Genomic DNA, 19,864 nt, shown 5'->3' on the forward strand with positions numbered 1-19,864 from the left:
TATTTGTTCTGGGGAAACTTATGTGTGGGCTGCTAACGGTGCTAGTTATACAACTAATCAATCTGCACTTACTATCACTAATGATGGTTGTACTGCTGATGATGTACTGAACTTAACTGTAACACCACAATCTACATGGTATTTAGATGCAGATAATGATAATTATGCTGACTCAACTACAATGTCTTGTGATTCACCTGGAGTAGGTTATACAACAACTGTGTTACCTGTTACTGATTGTGATGATAGTGATGATACTATTTACCCTGGAGCACCAGAAGTAATTAATGATGGTATTGATCAAGATTGTGATGGTTCAGATCAAACAACTTTAGATACTGAAGAATCAAGTTTTGAGAGAATATCAGTTATTCCTAACCCGTTCAAGGATAGTATTACAATTCAACTTCCTTTGAGTTTAGCTAATAGTGAGTTTAATATCAAAGTCTTTGATTTAAACGGTAGACTTGTTATTGATAGAAAATACTCAAGTATCAATAGTAAAATAACTGTTGAGGATTTAGATAAATTAGAGCAAGCGCCTTATTTATTCAAAATCATTAATTCAAAATCAGGAAATGCTACTTACAAACGATTGATTAAAAATTAATCAAACCAAAAAATAATTAAAAAGGGTTGAATCTATTTTCAACCCTTTTTCTATTAAATATAGAAAAAATACTACAAAAATTTAAATATTTAATATTCTAAATATCAAATAGTTACATATTAAATATGCATTTCATCGATTATTTTTGTATTTCATGGAGTTATATTTTACATTTGAGGCTTAAATAATTAGTCCCAAACTAAAATTTAACCTCTTATGAAAAAAATTACTTTTTTATTAAGGTCTAGTATACTTGTAGTAGGTATTCTATTTTCCTCTCATGCGTTTTCGCAATCAACAATTTATTCTGAAAGCTTTACTTCTGGCACAGGTGGATGGACAGTAAGTTCAACTGGTTCAGGTACTGGTGCTTGGATTAATGGTACAAATGCTGCACATTCCGGTGGAGCAACTGGAAACTACTTCTATTCAAATAGGTACACCACTAATTATAATAGTAATACTTATATCATTGTTACAAGTCCAACAATTAGTACTGTAGGCTATACCAATATTACTTTTGATTTTGATGCATGGTATAATACAGAAGCTAACTGGGATGGCATGCAAGTTGAATATTCCCTAAATAATGGAGCCACATGGGCAGATTTAGGTGTTGTTGGAGGTAACTGGTATAATGACAACGATGTTGACGGAATTAATAACAACGCTGATGGCTGGTCTGGTGATAGTTTTGGATGGATTAATAGAAATATGGATTTAAGTGCTTTTAACGCTGGTTTTAACGGAAACGCTCAAGTACGATTTAGGTTTATATTTGGGTCTGATGGATCTGTAACAGATATTGGTGTCGCATTTGATGAAATACTAATTCAAGGTATTTCTCCGCAACCAGAAATAAACATACAAGGTAATGCAACAAACATCGTAGATGGCGATACTACTCCATCTGGAATAGACGATACAGATTTTGGAAATGTAGATGTTACAGCTGGAACTAATGCCAATACATTCACAATACAAAATACTGGAGGCGCCAATTTAAATCTAACAGGAGGTTCCCCTTATGTAAGTATAACTGGGGCACATGCAGGGGATTTCACATTAACTGCTAACCCATCTACACCAATTACAGCAAGTGGAAGTACAACATTTACAATTACATTCAATCCTAGCGCAGCGGGTTTAAGAACTGCTACTGTTAGTATTGCCAATGATGATAGCGATGAAAACCCTTATAACTTTGACATCCAAGGTTCTGGTATTTCTGCTATATATTTTGAAGATTTCACTTCTGGTCCTGGAGGCTGGACTCCTACATCAACAGGTGCTGGAACTGGTGCTTGGGTTAATGGAACAAATGCTGCACATACAGCTGGAGCAACTGGCAACTATTTTTACACACAAGTATATACCACTAATTACAATAACAATACATTTATTACTGTAACTAGTCCAACAATTAGTACTGTAGGATATACTAATATTACTTTTGATTTTAGTGCTTGGTACAATACTGAAGCTGCTTGGGATGGCATGCAAGTTGAATATTCTCTAAATAATGGAACAACTTGGGCAGACTTAGGCGTAGTTGGAGGTAATTGGTATAATGATGCTGATGTTGATGGAATTAACAATAATGCTGTTGGTTGGTCTGGTGATAGTTCTGGCTGGATTAATAGAAATATGGATTTAAGTGCTTTTAATGCTGGTTTTGATGGAAACGCACAAGTACAATTTAGATTTATATTCGGTTCGGATGGATCTGCAACTGATGTTGGAGCTGCATTTGATGAAATTTTAATTCAAGGAATTGCATCTGTTCCTTTTCCAGAAATAAACATTACTGGTAATGGTAATAACATTATAGATGGAGACACAACACCTGCAGTTGCTGATGATACAGACTTTGGAAATGCAGACATTGCTGTCGGTACAGTTGTAAATACTTTTACAATTGAAAACACTGGTACTGGTACTTTAAGTTTAACTGGGGCATCACCTTACGTAGTTGTTTCAGGAACACATGCCGCTGATTTTACTGTAACCGCTAATCCTTCAAATTCTATTGCTGCTAGTGGATCTACAACTTTTGATATTACATTTAATCCAAGTGCAGTAGGCTTAAGAACCGCTACTTTAACTATAGCTAATGATGATAGTGATGAGGATCCTTATAACTTTAATATTCAAGGTACAGGAACAACTCATGAAATCAACATACTTGGTAATGCAACTACTATAGTTGATGGTGACGTTACTCCTGCTGCTGCAGATGACACAGACTTTGGTAGTGTATTAGTTGCAGGAAATGTTATAAATACATTTACTATTGAAAATACAGGTACTGGTACTCTTAACTTAACTGGAGCATCTCCTTATGTAACTATTACCGGAACTCATGCAGCAGATTTTTCTGTAACTGCCATTCCAGGTAATTCTATTACTGGTGGAGGTAATACAACTTTCGATATAACTTTTACTCCTAGTGCTATTGGTTTAAGAACAGCTACTTTAACTATTGCTAACAATGATAGTGATGAAAACCCGTATAACTTTAACATACAAGGATCTGGAGCTACTCCAGAGATAAATATTCAAGGCAACTCAACTACAATTTTAAATGGAGATATTACTCCATCAACAGCTGATGATACTGACTTTGGTAGTACGGATATTGCAGCAGGAACAATTGTAAATACATTTACCGTTCAAAATGTTGGTGCAGGTACAATAAATTTAACCGGAGCATCTCCTTATGTAACTATATCTGGAGCTCATGCAGCAGATTTCTCTGTAACAGCTATTCCTGGTAATTCTATTGCTGGAGGTGGTAGCACAACTTTCAATATTACTTTTAACCCAAGTGCGCTTGGATTAAGAACTGCTAGTTTATCTATAGCTAATGATGATAGTGATGAGAACCCATATACCTTTAATATACAAGGTACAGGTATTGTTGGTAGTCCTGAAATAGATATTGAGGGTAACGCCACTATTATTGCTGATGGAGACACAACACCAGCTACAACTGATGACACCGATTTTGGTAATGTAAATACACTAGCATCTGCTACAAATACTTTTACAATAAATAATACAGGAATAACAACCTTAAATTTAATTGGTGTTTCTCCTTATGTCATTATTTCTGGAACACATGCAGCAGATTTCTCTGTAACTGCTATTCCTTCTAATACAATTACTGCAGGTAGTAGCACAACATTTAATATTACATTTAATCCTAGTGCAGCTGGATTAAGAACTGCAACTATTAGCATTGCAAATGATGATAGTGATGAAAATCCATACAATTTTGATATTCAAGGTACCGGTGTTGTAGCCGCATTACCTTTACCAGAACACACTATTTACTACGAAAACTTTGATGAAAATAATGGTGGATGGACAGCTTCTACAGGGTCTTCAACTAATTGGGCCTATGGAACTGGATTAACTACAGTATCAGAAATAGGAGAAGGAAGCTACTGGTATACAAATAGCTATAATGATTATTCAAATAACGCATATACTACAATTGAAAGCCCTATTATTTCTACTTCAGGATACTACAACATGTTATTTAGTGCCGATGTACGCTTTAATATGGAAGCAGATGACGATGATGGTATGATTGTAGAATACAGAAAAAGAACATTAGGAATTTGGTCTTCATGGACAATTCTTGGTGCATCAGGTAGTGGTACATATTGGTATGATGGTGCTGGTATTGTTGATGCAATATCTGCAGGTTCTGATGGATGGACTGGAGATACCACAACGACACAGGCTATAGCTAACTATTTTCAAACTGCAAGTATAACTTTACCTGCTACTCTGGATGATTCAGCTGAAATACAAGTACGATTTGTTTTTGCATCAGATGGAGATGGAACTAATGATGATGGTGCAGCAGTAGATAACATTTTAATCTACGCCGACCCTATAGTAGCATTTTCTGATCCAATTGTAGGACCTGGGTCTATGAATTCAGATTTAAAACTATGGCTAAAGGCTACTTCTCAATGGGGTACATCAACTGACGGGGCTGATATCAATACTTGGTCAGACAGTGCTTTAGATAATGATGCTGATGGATTAACTGCCAATAGTCCTTCATTTAGAGATAATTCTACCGACAATATAAATTATAACCCTGTTATTGAATTTGACAGGTCGAACACCGAATACATGAGAGGTAAAGGTGGTTATAATGCTCAAGATTACTTTGTTGTTATAAAGTCTAATAATACTATTGATTATTTAGGTACAAATAGACAAGTTCCTTTAGCTGGTAGAGTTTCAGAAGAGTCTGCACAAGTAGATGGAACAGGTTTAGGCTTATGTAACATTTCTGCAAGATTTGCAAATGAAGTTGTTGCACACATGTCTAGTTCAGTACCAACAAATACACCTACTGTAAAAGGATGGGGAAGAGCATTTACAAGTACAACAGAAAGTTATACTGATGAAGTTATTATTTATAATGTAAAATCGAACGCTACTCATACTGGTACCGAAATTTATAAAAACGGTAAAAGAATAGATAATACAACAGCACAAACACAAGGAACTCCTGTAGATTTAAATTTCTACGAGTTTTTAAATCAACAATATTATTTAGGAGTAGGAAGGTTTTCATTAAACGGAAATGTTGATGCTTATGTTGATGGAAAAATTACTGAGGTTATTAGTTATAAATCAGACAATTCAACCTTAGGGCAACAAAAAATTCAATCTTATTTAGCTTTAAAAAATGGTGTTACGTTACACGCAAGTGGTAGTGCAACAACAGATAGATTAAATGATGTAGATTATATAGATACTCAAGGTAATGTAATATGGGATACATCTGCTAATAGCGGGTATAATTATGATATAGCAGGTATTGGTAGAGATGATGATACAGAATTATTACAAACACAATCGGCTAGTGAAAATAAATTTAGTGATGGATCTGGACCAACTAGTGGATTTCTTACAATAGGTCTTACTGATATTTATGACACTAATAAAGCTAATATAGATGGAAACGCAACAACATTTAATGATAGAGAATATTTAGTGTGGGGTAATAATGGTATTGACATAAACCTTGCAGCAACTACTATAAGTGTTGATATGAGTTCTGGAATTTCTGGCTTAACTACACCTGTTACATTTACAGCAATGCAACGTATATGGAAAGTAGTTGAAACTGGAGGTGATATTCCTTCTTGTAAAGTTAGAATACCTCAAAGTGCTATTAGAAATATTACACCTCCTGGTAATTACTACATGTTTATATCTGATAATGGTATTTTTGATCCTACAGCAGACTATAGAGTAATGACTCCAGATGGAAGTGGAAACTTAGAAACAGATTATAACTTCAATAGTACAAAATACATAACATTTGGTTATGCGCCACAAATTATTAGAGAACGCTCTGTTTATTTTGATGGAACTGTTGACTATATTGATATAGAAAACAACCTAGATTTAAACACAAGTGCTTTTACTATTTCTGCTTGGGTTAAAAGAGACGCAGGTACCACAAATGCTTCTATATTTTCAAAAAGAGATGCTGCATTTACCGAGGGTTATGATTTCAGAATAAACGGTTCTGGAAGATTAGAAATGTCTTGGAATGGTGGTGCAGTAACTCTAACATCTTCAGTAGCTATACCTGAAAATGAATGGCATCAAACTGCCGTTATATATTCTGGTGGTACAGCAACTTTATATATTGATGGTGTAGCAGATACTTCTGCATCTTCATTGGCTGCACCAGTAGCAACATCAAGAAAAGCATTAATTGCAGCTGCGGATGGTTACGACCCTAATACTACTGCTTATTTTGCTGGAAATATTGATGAAGTAAGGGTATGGAATATTGCCCTAACTCCATCTCAATTAAGGTATATTATGAATCAAGAATTATCTGAAATTACACATTTCCCAGATCCAGATAATAATATTATAGCACAAATACGAGGAAGTGTTATACCAACAACCATAACTAATAATGAAATAAGTGCCATTCCATGGAGTAATTTAGAAGCCTATTATCCAATGTCTGTTTACACTTATACTAACACAGATGATATGTCTGGAAATGGTAATCAAGGTGCTTTAAGAAATTTAAATACAGTAGATTATCAAACAGCTCCTCTGCCTTACCAAACTCAAGGTGCAGGTTCGTGGGATGCTGATGCTACTTGGTTAAATAATACAGTACAAACCTTACCAAACTCATTATCAATAATTGATGGTACAACACCCATTGATTGGAACATTGTTGAAATAAATCATGATACTTATTTAGGTGCTTCATCTACAGCTGTTAGAACTAGAGACTCTTCTGTTCAAGGATTAATTATTAATAGTGGTGATTTACAAGTTAATGGTAGTACTGCATTAAATACAGGTATTGGTTTAACGGTTACGCATTATTTAAAAATTGATGGCACTCTTGATTTAGAAGGAGAATCGCAATTAGTACAAACAAACCAAAGTGATTTTGACACTAGTAGTTCTGGAACTTTAGAAAGAGACCAACAAGGATACTCAAACACTTACTTATACAATTATTGGTGTTCTCCTGTTGCTCCTACTAGTAATGCTAACCATACAGTTGCTAATGTAATAAGCAATGTTGGTTTCCTAACATCTGGTTATGACGGAACAGCTTCACCAGTTCAAAATGCTGATTATTGGATATGGAAATATTCTGATAGAGCTAATGATCAATATTCGCAATGGCAACATGTTAGAAGCACAGGATCTTTATCTGTTGGAGAAGGATTTACAATGAAAGGACCTGGTACTTTAACATCAAATCAAAATTATATCATGCAAGGGCAACCAAATAATGGAGACTTTAGTCTATCAATTACTGTAGATAATGAGTATTTAGTTGGTAACCCATACCCTTCAGCTTTAGATGCAAATCAATTTATCTTAGATAATATAAGTGCTGCAGATGGAGGAAATAATGCTAATAATGTAATTAATGGGGCATTATATTTCTGGGATCACTTCTCAATAAATAGTCATGTATTAAGTGATTATCAAGGTGGTTATGCTGTATATACACTATTAGGTGGAACAGTAGCAATTTCTACTGATGCAAGGATTAATGCAACTTACATATCTGGTACTAAACAACCAGAAAGATATATAGCTGTTGGACAAGGATTCTTTGTCTCTGCAGTTGATGATGGTGGTGTAGCTGGTTTAGCTCAACCAATTATTGGAGGAAATATTTTATTTAGAAATAGTCAAAGAGCTTTTCAAAAGGAAATAGTTACGGGTAGTAATACAGGTTCTGTTTTCCATAAATCTGGTAAAAAACAGAATACTGTAGCTTCAAGAAATGATGCTGATACTAGAGAAAAAATAAGATTAATGTTTGATTCTCCAGATGGGTACCATCGTCAATTATTAGTAGGTGTGGATGAAAACGCATCTGATGATTTTGATTTAGGTTATGAAGCAACACTCATTGAAAGTAATAAAGAGGATATGTATTGGAATTTGCAAGATGCGAAACTAATCATTCAAGCTTTTGAGGATTTTAATGCAGATAGAAAAATTCCTTTTAGTATGAAAATTGCAAAAGAAGGATTAGCTTTAGTAGGCATTGATAATTTAGAAAACATTGATGCAAACAAAAATATTTATTTGCATGATAACGAGCTTAACATATATCATAACTTGAGAGACAGTAAATATAGTGTAGTATTGACTCCTGGAGAGTATACTGACCGATTTGAAATTACTTTTTCAAACAATGCTTCTTTAAGCACTGAAAATCAAGAGGATTTAGATTTACAAGTTTACTTTTCAAATGAAAAAGAAAGCATTATTGTAAACAATCCTAAATTGATAAATATACAGACTATAGAACTACATAATATTTTAAGCCAATCGGTTTTCAATTTAAATGATGGTATCAATAACGAAAGTTACCTTGAATTTAAAACGAATAAAATGAATTCAGGTGTATACATAATTACACTAAAAACTGAAAATAGTACTATTTCGAAAAAAGTACTAATAGATTAATAAAAAAGCTTACAGTTTTCATACAAAAGCCCTAAACAAATGTTTAGGGCTTTTGTATGAAAATAACACTTAATCTGGTTTTTTAAACATTTTATCGATGTTTTTAATAAAAAACACTATATTAGCTATCTAAATATAAATATTTCATAAATCAGATATTTAGCCCCAAACTAAACACCACTTATGAAGAATTTTGCTATTACTATAATTATAGTATGCTCTCTCTGTTTTAGTAGCCTAAAAACCTACGCTCAACTGCACACTACTCCAGTATGCGGACAAAATTTTGATTTAAATTGGACTACAAGTAGAGTTAGTGAGGATCAATACTGGCAACCAGGAACACTCTCAAACACCTATATGAATGTCGATAATTCAGGAATTGATATTACTATTGAATTTACAGGCGAAACAAGTAGCCTTGGTTATTGGTCTGGACAAACACCAAAAGTAGGAACACAATCTAGTTACTTATACAAAGGCATTGATTTATTAACTAATGGTTTTTCAGAAGAAGGCATTACTTGTACTATTACTTTTAGTAAACCCATTTATGCATTATCATTTGATATTCATCATGTAAATGTAACCAACTCCAAAGGAGATAAATATACATTTACAGGTAAAGACAAAAATGGAAACACCATTTATCCAGAATTTACAAATTCAACTTCTCCTACTTATACTTCAAATAATAATACAGGAATTGTTAATGCCGTGGCTAATTTAACCTCTGGCACAAACTCAATAGTTGGTGTAAATTATGTTGATGACAATCATATAAAAAGTATTTCCTTTTTATGGGGAAATTGTGATACATGTACAGCTAACGAACTTCATGCTACAGGTATTGGTAATATCAGTTTTTGTACACCACAAACTTTAGATTTTGATGGTGTTGACGATTTTATAAGTCGAGATACTTTCCTTGGTGGTAAAACTGAAGTAACAATGATGTCTTGGGTTAAACTAGATGAAAATTTTGATGGTGGCGATATTATTGGACAACGCAATTTTAGAATGTATGTAGATTCATATAAACGCTTATATGCATTTTTAAAAACTAACAATGGTACTGAGATTAACTCTCCTGATTTGTCAGATATAATTTTAAAAGATAACCTTTGGTATCACTTAGCTCTTAGCTTTGATAGTAATACAGGAACTTTAAATCTATATTCAAACGGAAATAGTATTTGGAATTATTCTGATAATGCATTGATTGGTTCCTCTATTATTGATACTGACGAATGGAATTCAAATTATGATTTTGAAATTGGTAGAAACACAGAATTTAAAAACAATTATTTTGAAGGTTCGATTTATGAATGCAAAGTATTTAATAAAGCTTTAAGTTTAAATCAATTACACCAGCAAATAAACCAAGAAATTGAAAATTATAATGGTAAAGTAAAAGGAACAATAGTACCAAAAGACATTGAGGACCTGTTATGGAGTGATTTAATTCTATATTACAAAATGAAAAATGTTGATACTGGTTTTGTTCCAGACTTATCTGATGCTAATGCACATGGTAAGTTGCATAATATGTCCATATTCCAAGAAAATCAAGATTTTACTGCACCTCTACCCTATGTATCTACCACTACATGTAATGGAAGTATAACCAATTCTGATAATTGGCTTTATGGTAATGTTTGGGATATTAGTAGTAAAATTCCAGATTACTCAATTATACAGGTAAAAGGTAACCTAGAAGTCTCTGATGATTTAAATATTTCTGGTCTTATAATAGATAATGGTGCTACGCTTAAAGTAAATCAAAATTCTGCATTATATAATTCATGGTACTTAAAACTAGATGGTACATTAGATTTAGATGATGACTCACAATTAATTCAAACAGAAAAAAGCACATTAGATGATAACAGTTCTGGAATTTTAGAAAAAGATTTAAAAGGAACAGCTGATAAATTCACCTATAATTATTGGTCATCTCCAGTCAGTAAAATAAGTAATTCAACTTCCAATAACAACTATACAGTAAAAGATATATTTACTAACGTAAATTTTTTACCAACCGGTCATGATGGTGTTTCAGTTCCTTTATCAATTGCTGATTATTGGATATGGAAATTCACTAATAACTTAAGTGATGATTATTCATCATGGCAACATGTTAGAAGTTCAGGAGAAATTATAGTTGGTGAAGGTTTTACAATGAAAGGTCCTGGAACTGGTACTATTCATGATGAACAAAATTACACACTTCAAGGAAAACCAAATAATGGTGATATTAATTTAAGAGTATTTGCTGGTAATGACTACTTAATAGGTAATCCATACCCTTCTGCAATTGATGCCATTAAATTTATTGAAGATAATAAATCGACAAATTCTGAAACAGGAGGAGCCACAAATGGTACACTTTACTTCTGGAAACATTGGGGTGGTGGCTCTCATATAGCCAGTGAATACCAAGGAGGTTATGCCACTTATTCACTGTCTGGCGGAGTTCCTGCTGCATCAAATAGTTTAAGTAATGATGCTATGTCTACTGGAGGAACTGCTGATGATGTCCCAAGTAGATATATTCCAACTGGGCAAGGGTTTTATACTACTGCAGAAACCAACGGAATTATTAATTTTAACAATGCACAACGCGTATTCCATATTGAAGAGAATACAGATACAGCTTATCTTAAAGGAGACAAAACAAACAACAACGCATCCAAAGGTAATGACCCTAGAATGAAATTAAGAATAGGATTTAATTCTGTGAATACATTACAGAGACAACTACTAATTACTGTAGATGAAAATGCATCACTAGGTTATGATTGGGGATACGACTCAAAATATATAGATACTCAAATTGATGATATGTATTGGCTAATTAATAATCAAAAATTTATCATTCAAGGTATTAATAAAATTGACGAAGAAACTGTTATACCTCTTGGAATACATACAAAAACTGATGGTTTTAATAGTATAAAAATTGACGAATTAGAAAATACACCAGATGGTTTTAACATCTATCTACATGATAAAGAGTTAAACATATATAAAAACTTAACTCAAGATAAATACGAAGTATATCTTGTTGCTGGTCATTATATAGATCGTTTTGAAATTGTTTTTTCCAACAGCAATATGACTTTGGATACAGAGGAAAATGAAAACAAACAAATTGAAGTTTATTTTTCTAATGAAAAGAATAGCATTGTAATAAACAATCCTGCCTCAAAATTAATTGAATCCGTAGAAATGTTTAATATTTTAGGGCAAACGCTTTTTAAATTTCAAACCAACACCAATGATAATCATATTGAATATAATGCTAACCAAATAAAGGCTGGTAATTACATACTAAAAATTGAAACAGAGTTTGGAAATATTTCAAAGAAAGTATTAATAAAATCAAAATAAAATACAGTTAAAACTATCTTAGGGATAAAAAATTAAATAAAAATAGTATTTCAACTGATTTTTTAATCATTTAATCGATGATTTTAAAAAATTATGTATATTAGCCAAGAAATAAAAAACATTTAGTCCCCAAAACTAAATAACCTATTTATGAAAAATACTACTATAACAAGTTTTATGGTATTGTGTTCTATACTTTTTACATTAAAAAGTGCTGCACAATTACATAGTCCTCCTAGTTGTGGAGAGAACTTTACTTTAGATTGGTCTACTAGTCCTAGTATGTCAAATGAGTTTGATTGGTTAGCTGCAGGAGCTTTAACTAATACTTTTACTGATGTAGATGGATCTGGAATAGATTTTACAGTAACTTTTACTGGTGAAACAGCTTCTTTAGGTAATTGGGGCGGACAAACACCAAAAGTAGGTACATCCGCAAGCGGATCAACAACTGAATATCTAGATCTTTATACAAGTGGGTTTTCATCCACGGGAATCACATGTACAATTACATTTAGCTCGCCTATTTACGCACTTTCATTTGATTTATTGCACGTAAATGCAGGAGGAGGACATGGAGACATGTATACTATTAGTGCAACAACTACTTCAGGTGGTACTATTTATCCAACATTTACAAATTCTGCTACCCCATCTTACACTTCAAATAATGCAACAGGTGTTGTGGATGCTAATGGTGCATCAGTAGCTGGTACAGATGCTATGGTTGGTATTAATTTTTTAGACCCAGACTATATAACAAGTGTTACCTTTTTATGGCAAAATTGTTCAACCTGTACAGACTACTTTGTTCATGGTTCTGGATTAGGTAACTTTAGTTTTTGTATTCCTCAAACTTTAGATTTTGATGGCGTTAACGATTATGTGGATAGACCTGCTTTTTTAGGAGGAAAATCAGAAATAACTATGATGTCTTGGATAAAACTAGACAGCGGAACTGATGGCGGAGAGATAATGGGACAGCGAAATTTCAGACTTTTTGTTGATTCTAATAAATACCTAAGAGCTTTCGTAAGAACAGATAATGATTTAAGCATATACACTTCAGCACTTCCTGCAACATTATTAAGTGAAAATATATGGTACCATGCAACTGCTAAATACGATGGTAATTCTGGTACTTTAAACCTTTATTTAAACGGTAAAAATGTTTATAGCTATTCTAATGCATCAATAGTAGGTACTACGCTTAATAATTTAGCAACTTGGAACTCTGATCATGATTTTGAAATAGGTAGAAATACCCAATTAGATAATAATTATTTTGAAGGCGATATTTATGAATGTCGCGTTTACAATAAAGCACTTACTACAAATCAATTACACAGACAGGTAAATCAAGAAATTGAAAATAATTCAGGAAATGTAAGAGGAACTATTATTCCAAAAGACATTGAAGGTTTAGCATGGAGCGATTTAGAGCTTTACTATAAAATGGGAATTATAGATACTGGATATACGCCAGACGAATCTAACAATAATATTGATGGACATCTTAATAACATGAGAACCTATCAAGAATATACAGCACCTCTTCCGTACGTTACAACAGAATCATGTAGCGGAGATTGGGACAATTCAAGCAATTGGGTTCATGGAGATGTATGGGATATTCACAGTACCCCACCAGAATGTGCCATTATCCAAATTAAAGGAAATATGGAAATTGATTCTGATAGAAAAACAGTTGGATTAATTATAGATAGCGGAAGTAAATTAGAAGTGAATGGAGATTCTGGACTATTTAATTCTTGGTATATAAAACTTGATGGTGAAATTGATTTAGAAGGAGAATCACAACTTATACAAGAAGAAGAAAGTACTTTAGACGCAACTAGTGCTGGAGTTCTTGAAAGAGACCAACAAGGTACTGCTGATACTTACACATATAACTACTGGTCATCACCTGTTGGAGCATCAAATAACTCTACAAATAACAATAGTTACAAAATACCTAATATAATAACTAACGTTGGTTTTTTAAGCTCAGGTTATGATGGAACTCATACACCTGTAGCAGTATCTGATTATTGGATATGGAAATATAGTAATAGAATAAGTGATAGTTATGCTTCATGGCAACATGTTAGAAGTAACGGAACCATGCTCGTAGGAGAAGGTTTTACTATGAAAGGTCCTGGAAACGGGAACATTTCAGACACTCAAAACTATATTTTTAATGGAAAACCTAACAACGGAGATATTAATTTAACTATTAGTTCTGGTAATGATTATTTAGTAGGAAACCCTTATCCTTCAGCTATTGATGCCGTTCAATTTATTTTAGACAATGGTGCAACAATTGATGGTCCAGGTTCTACAAATGGAACATTATACTTCTGGGAACACTGGGGTGGAGGTTCTCATGTTTTAACTGAATATCAAGGTGGTTATGCTACTTATTCTTTGGCTGGCGGAGTGCCTGTAGCATCAAAAGGATCTACAGATCCAGATGTAGCAACTGGTGGTACGCCAACAAAAACACCAGGGCGTTATATACCAGTATCTCAAGGTTTTTTCGTTACAGCTGAAACTGGTGGTACAATAAAATTTAATAATGCACAGCGTGTATTTCAAAAAGAAGATGGTAGTAATTCTGTGTTCACTAGGTCTTCAAACACTAAAAAAACTAAAGCTAGTAAAACTACTACAAGTAATGATACTAGAATGAAATTAAGAATAGGATTTAACTCCGTAAATACACTTCACAGACAAATTTTAATTACGGTAGATGAAAACGCTACTATGAATTATGATTGGGGGTACGATGCCAAATATATTGATACCCAAGTAGATGATATGTATTGGATGATTAATAATGAAAAATTCACTATTCAAGGTACAAATGAAATTAATGATCAAACCATTATTCCATTAGGAATACATACCAAAACGGATGGATTAAATAGTATTGTAATTGATAAATTAGAAAACACGCCTAATGATTTAGAGATCTATTTACATGATAAAGATTTAAATATCTATCATGATTTAAGAGGAGGCAAATACGAAACCTATCTTACGTCTGGACAATATTTAAATCGTTTTGAGTTAACTTTTTCAAAAAACCAAACATCATTAAGCACTGAAGAAAATGAAGATAAACAAATAGAAGTTTATTTTTCAAATGAAAAAAATAGTATAGTAATAAACAATCCTGCTTCAAAATTAATAGAATCAGTAGAAATGTTTAATATACTAGGTCAAACCTTATTCAAGTTTCAAACTAACACGAATAATAATCATATAGAATACAAGGCTAACCAAATTAAAACTGGTAATTATATTCTTAAAATAGAAACTGAATTTGGAATGATTTCAAAAAAGGTATTAATAAAATAAATAAGTTAATCTATTAATTGAATTATTTGAAGTTAGTCACAACAACCAAAACCTTTCTTTATAATTAACTTATTTCAAGTCCTGAACTGACCTTCAGGACTTCTTTATTTTAGACATTAGTGTTTCTAGCGAAACTTTATCTTGTTCACCAGAAATCATATTTTTCAGAGTATACGTATTCGATTCTATTTCTTGGTCTCCAACTAAAACTACAAATGGAATTTGACGCTTGTTAGCATGATTCATTTGTTTTTTCATTTTTGCAGTATCAGGATACAATTCGGCATTAATACCTTGTAAACGCAATTGCTTAATGGCTTTTAAACTAAATAAAGCTTCATTATCTCCAAAGTTTATAAAAAGAACTTCAACATTTTTGGTAACTGTTTCTGGAAATAAACCTAATTCTTCAAGCACTAAGTAAATACGATCCAAACCAAAGCTAATCCCAACGCCACTTACATTTTTCATTCCGAAAATACCAGTTAAGTCATCATAACGACCACCGCCACCAATAGAACCCATTTTTACAGTTTCTGGAGCAGATACTTCAAAAATAGCACCTGTGTAATAATTTAGTCCGCGCGCCAACGTAACGTCCAACTGCAATGTAGATGTTGATAAGCCTAATGCAGAAATAGCATTGTTTATAAAACTTAACTCTTCTATACCTTTTAGACCTTCTTGCGAAGAGGATAAAATTCCTTTTAAACTTTCAATTTGAGATTCAAAAGCCCCGGACAATGTAAATAAAGGCTGTAGTTTAGAAATTCCATCTTCAGAAATTCCTTTAGAAAGCATTTCTTCTTTTACCTTCTCCTCTCCTATTTTATCAAGTTTATCTAAGGCAACCGTAAAATCAATTAATTTATCAGAAGCACCAATAACTTCAGCAATACCAGAAAGTATTTTTCTATTATTTATTTTAATAGTAACACCGTCTAGTTTTAAAGCTGAAAAAACAGTATCATATAATTGAATAAACTCCACCTCTTGCCAAAGCGATTTGCTTCCAACTACATCCGCATCACATTGAAAAAACTCTCTAAAACGGCCCTTTTGTGGTCTATCAGCTCTCCAAACTGGTTGTATTTGGTAGCGTTTAAACGGAAATTCAATTTCGTTTTGGTGTTGTACTACGTAACGAGCAAAAGGCACGGTTAAATCGTAACGAAGGGCTTTTTCTGAAATTGACGGCGTTATGCTATTCGATTTAATATTTAAGAAAGTATTAGCATATATATCTGCGAATACTTTTTGACGTTCATCATCACTTGGTGAAGACTCTAGATTTCTATAATTACCATGGATTGTAGAAATAATGTAATCCAATACATCATCAGGAGGTAGATTTTTTATACTATTCTTTCCTCCATGTTTACTAACCTTTAAAAAATTTTGAACAATCTGATTTCTAGATTCTCTACGAAGCCAATCAATACTATTAATTTCGTCTTTAGAAAGTTCCAGATAAAACATCTCTCCTATTCTAATTGCAGATAAAATTCCATTTTTAATCTTGTCGAAATAATCTCCAGAATTCAAAATCTTAAAAATCAGTCTATCCCCTTCATCACCATATTTCCCCATCAACGTATCCGAGTTTTCAAAACTAGGTGTTTCAATAGGTTGAAATCCAAAAGTTTCAAAAGCACCACGAATGGTATTAAAAATATAGTTTCGTTTTGCGACTTGTTCAGGATTAAAATCTCTGGTTCCTTTTGGTATTGATGGTTTTTGAGCCATGTAATATTTTTAGTTTATAAGCACTTCGACTTTAGTTTATCTTGAGCGCAGTCGAAAGACTCTGTGCGACATCGTAATTAAAAGTGGATTCCGCATCAAGTGCGGAATGACAAAAATAAAAGTTTATATTAATAATATAGTACAATGTACTACTTAATATAAGCCAAAATTACTCTAAAACATTTTCTGAATGACAAATTAATTTATCAACTTATAAAAATACTGATACAATTCACCTTTAGTAATAACGGCGCCTTGTTCTATCATTTTAAATTTATCAAGGTTTTTATCTTCACTATAGTCTTTATCAGCTTGCAAAAACTCAACATTGTCATCCATCAAATTTTCGCGCAACCAATTATAGCCTTCCTGTGTTGTTATATCAATGTCTTCATTCTTAACATTAACCACTATAGCATGCATATTTGCTTCATCTAAATGAAACAAATACATATGCTGTGGCGCAAAATGCTCTATATATTCAGCTTTGTTAAGTGCTCCTTCCCAAATTAAGTCACTAAATACATCCAACTCGGTTTCAGCCAATTCAGGCTTATTAACTTTAAGGTTTGTCCACTCATCATGAGTAATAGATTGAGTTGCTAAAAAATTAATGAACTCTTGGTGTAGCTCTTCAAACTGTTCTTTTGTAAGTCTAGAATACTTCATAAACTAAAATCTTATAATTTTACAAAAAAAGCCCCAACTAGGTTGAGGCTTCTAAAATATTTTATTTTAAAGTTTATTTTGCTTGAGCAATAACTTCAAAATCTAAATCAACTGATACTTCTCTGTGTAAACGTACTACAGCAGTATATTTACCTAAACGCTTTACAGTTGTAACTGTAATGAATTTTTTATCAATTGCTTGTCCTTCTTTTTCTAAAGCAGCTGCAACATCAATATTGTTTACTGATCCAAATAATTTGTCTCCCGTACCAACTTTTGCAGGTATTTTAATTTCTAATGCTTTAATTGCTTCAGCAACTTTGTTAGCATCATCAACTACTTTCTTTTCTTTAAAAGCACGTTGCTTTAAGTTTTCTGCTAATACTTTTTTAGCAGAAGGAGTAGCTAACATTGCTTGTCCTTGAGGAATTAAAAAGTTTCTACCATAACCGTTCTTAACTGTTACAACATCGTCTTTAAATCCTAAATTTTCAACGTCTTGTTTTAATATAAGTTCCATTGTTATGTGTATTTTATTTTAATAAATCTCCTACGTAAGGCATTAAAGCTAAGTGGCGTGCTCTTTTTACAGCTACAGCTACTTTTCTTTGATACTTTAATGATGTTCCTGTTAAACGTCTTGGTAAGATTTTACCTTGCTCGTTTATAAATCGCATTAAAAAATCTGGATCTTTGTAATCTACATACTTGATTCCAGTTTTTTGAAACATACAATACTTCTTAGCCTTGTTTGTATCAATATTAAGCGGTGTTAAATATCTAATCTCACCGTCTTTTTTTCCTTTTGATTGTTGTTCTATTGATGACATAATTAAGCTTTTTGTTTAAGTTTCTCTCTTCTTCTCTCTGCCCAAGAAATAGCGTGTTTATCTAACGCAACCGTTAAATAACGCATAAAACGCTCATCACGTTTAAACTCAACTTCTAAAGGGTTAATTACTTCTCCAGGTACAGTGTACTCAAATAAATGATAAAAGCCACTTTTCTTGTTTTGAATTGGATAAGCTAATTTTTTAAGCCCCCAATCTTCTTTTGATACCATCTTAGCGCCGTTCGAAACAAGAAAATCTTCGTATTTCTTTACTGTTTCCTTTATCTGATCTTCAGATAAAACGGGATTTAAGATGAAAACAGTTTCATAATGATTCATAAAAATCGTTTTTATTGTTAAAAATTGGGTGCAAAAATAATTATAATTTATATTTCTGGCAACGTTTTTTTATACTAATATTTAGACAATTTAAAATGTTAATAAAATGTTAAAATAAGCATTTTAACGATGAAATTTGGTTTTTGACCGAATTATTCGTACTATTGTCGATATCTTAACCGAAATAATATAAAATGTTATGACTTTAAACTGTGTAGTAGTAGACGATTCAGCAATACAACGTCTCTCTATTGTTAAGTTAGTCGAGAATCACCCATCTCTAAACTTAATAGCAGAGTACAGTAGTGCTTTAGAAACTAAAAATGGTTTAAATACGCATCAAGTTGATTTAATTTTCCTCGATATTGAAATGCCAGTATTGAATGGATTTGAACTTTTAGACGTATTAAACAACAAACCCCAAATTATCTTTGTAACCGGTAAAACCGAATATGCTTTTAAAGCATTTAATTATGATGCTACCGATTACTTACACAAACCCATTACAAGAGAGCGTTTTAACACTTCTGTAGATAAAGCTTTAGAGCAACATAGATTGACTTTAGACTTTAATGAAGAAGAAGGCGAACATATATTTGTAAAAAGTAACCTTAAAAAACGTAAAGTTTATATTAAGGACATCAAATGGATTGAAGCTCTTGGTGATTATGTAAAACTTGTAACTGAGGAAAACAGCTTAGTTGTACTTTCTACAATGAAGTCTTTTGAAGCTGAATTACCAGAAGGGAAATTTTTAAGAATTCATAAATCTTATATCGTGAATCTTGATAAGATTGACAGATTTAACAGTAAAAATGTTGAAGTTGGCGCTTATGAAATTCCTTTAAGTAGAAACAAAAAGACTCAATTAGTTGATGCTCTAAATAATATTTAGAAACACA

At 32.5% G+C, this 19,864-nt stretch carries 10 protein-coding genes; 5 read left to right on the forward strand and 5 right to left on the reverse strand.

The window, feature by feature from the left end:
• The 4 genes from DIS18_RS14325 to DIS18_RS14340 form a co-directional block, all read left to right on the forward strand.
• Positions 1–610, forward strand: a 610-nt coding sequence (locus DIS18_RS14325) for a T9SS type A sorting domain-containing protein (RefSeq protein ID WP_146191839.1), incomplete at its 5' end; no start/stop codon positions are given.
• A gap of 216 nt (positions 611–826) precedes the next feature.
• Entirely contained in the window at positions 827–8,620 is a 7,794-nt protein-coding gene (locus tag DIS18_RS14330; protein ID WP_109353775.1) for a choice-of-anchor D domain-containing protein, read from the forward strand.
• A gap of 183 nt (positions 8,621–8,803) precedes the next feature.
• A complete protein-coding gene (locus DIS18_RS14335) occupies positions 8,804–12,013 on the forward strand; it encodes a LamG-like jellyroll fold domain-containing protein (protein WP_109353776.1) in 3,210 nt (1,069 codons plus the stop codon).
• A 150-nt stretch (positions 12,014–12,163) separates the two neighbouring features.
• Positions 12,164–15,376: a LamG-like jellyroll fold domain-containing protein gene (locus DIS18_RS14340; RefSeq protein ID WP_109353777.1), complete on the forward strand. Its 3,213-nt coding sequence runs from the start codon at positions 12,164–12,166 to the stop codon at positions 15,374–15,376.
• A gap of 93 nt (positions 15,377–15,469) precedes the next feature.
• On the opposite strand, the gene hisS is transcribed toward DIS18_RS14340, so the two are convergent.
• The 5 genes from hisS to rpsF form a co-directional block, all read right to left on the reverse strand.
• A complete protein-coding gene (gene hisS, locus DIS18_RS14345; RefSeq protein WP_109353778.1) occupies positions 15,470–17,122 on the reverse strand; it encodes a histidine--tRNA ligase in 1,653 nt (550 codons plus the stop codon).
• Positions 17,123–17,320: 198 nt separating this feature from the next.
• Positions 17,321–17,791, reverse strand: coding sequence for a DUF6495 family protein (locus DIS18_RS14350; RefSeq protein ID WP_109353779.1), 471 nt, complete (start codon positions 17,789–17,791; stop codon positions 17,321–17,323).
• Between the two features lie 73 nt (positions 17,792–17,864).
• Positions 17,865–18,311 carry a 50S ribosomal protein L9 gene (rplI, locus tag DIS18_RS14355; RefSeq protein ID WP_109353780.1) on the reverse strand — a complete coding sequence of 149 codons (447 nt, stop codon included), beginning with the start codon at positions 18,309–18,311 and terminating at the stop codon, positions 17,865–17,867.
• A 13-nt stretch (positions 18,312–18,324) separates the two neighbouring features.
• The gene (rpsR, locus tag DIS18_RS14360; RefSeq protein WP_181364065.1) at positions 18,325–18,624 is read right to left on the reverse strand and encodes a 30S ribosomal protein S18; all 300 of its coding nucleotides are present in this window, start codon (positions 18,622–18,624) and stop codon (positions 18,325–18,327) included.
• Positions 18,624–18,962, reverse strand: a complete 339-nt coding sequence (gene rpsF, locus DIS18_RS14365; RefSeq protein WP_109353782.1) for a 30S ribosomal protein S6 — start codon at positions 18,960–18,962, stop codon at positions 18,624–18,626. The genes rpsR and rpsF overlap by 1 nt, the downstream gene beginning before the upstream one ends.
• Positions 18,963–19,161: 199 nt before the next feature.
• On the opposite strand from rpsF, the gene DIS18_RS14370 reads away from it, so the two are divergent.
• Positions 19,162–19,857, forward strand: a complete 696-nt coding sequence (locus DIS18_RS14370; protein ID WP_019388305.1) for a LytR/AlgR family response regulator transcription factor — start codon at positions 19,162–19,164, stop codon at positions 19,855–19,857.
• The last annotated feature ends 7 nt before the right edge of the window (positions 19,858–19,864 follow it).

The sequence above is a fragment of the Algibacter marinivivus genome (assembly GCF_003143755.1).
GTDB classification, from domain to species: Bacteria; Bacteroidota; Bacteroidia; order Flavobacteriales; family Flavobacteriaceae; genus Algibacter_B; species Algibacter_B marinivivus.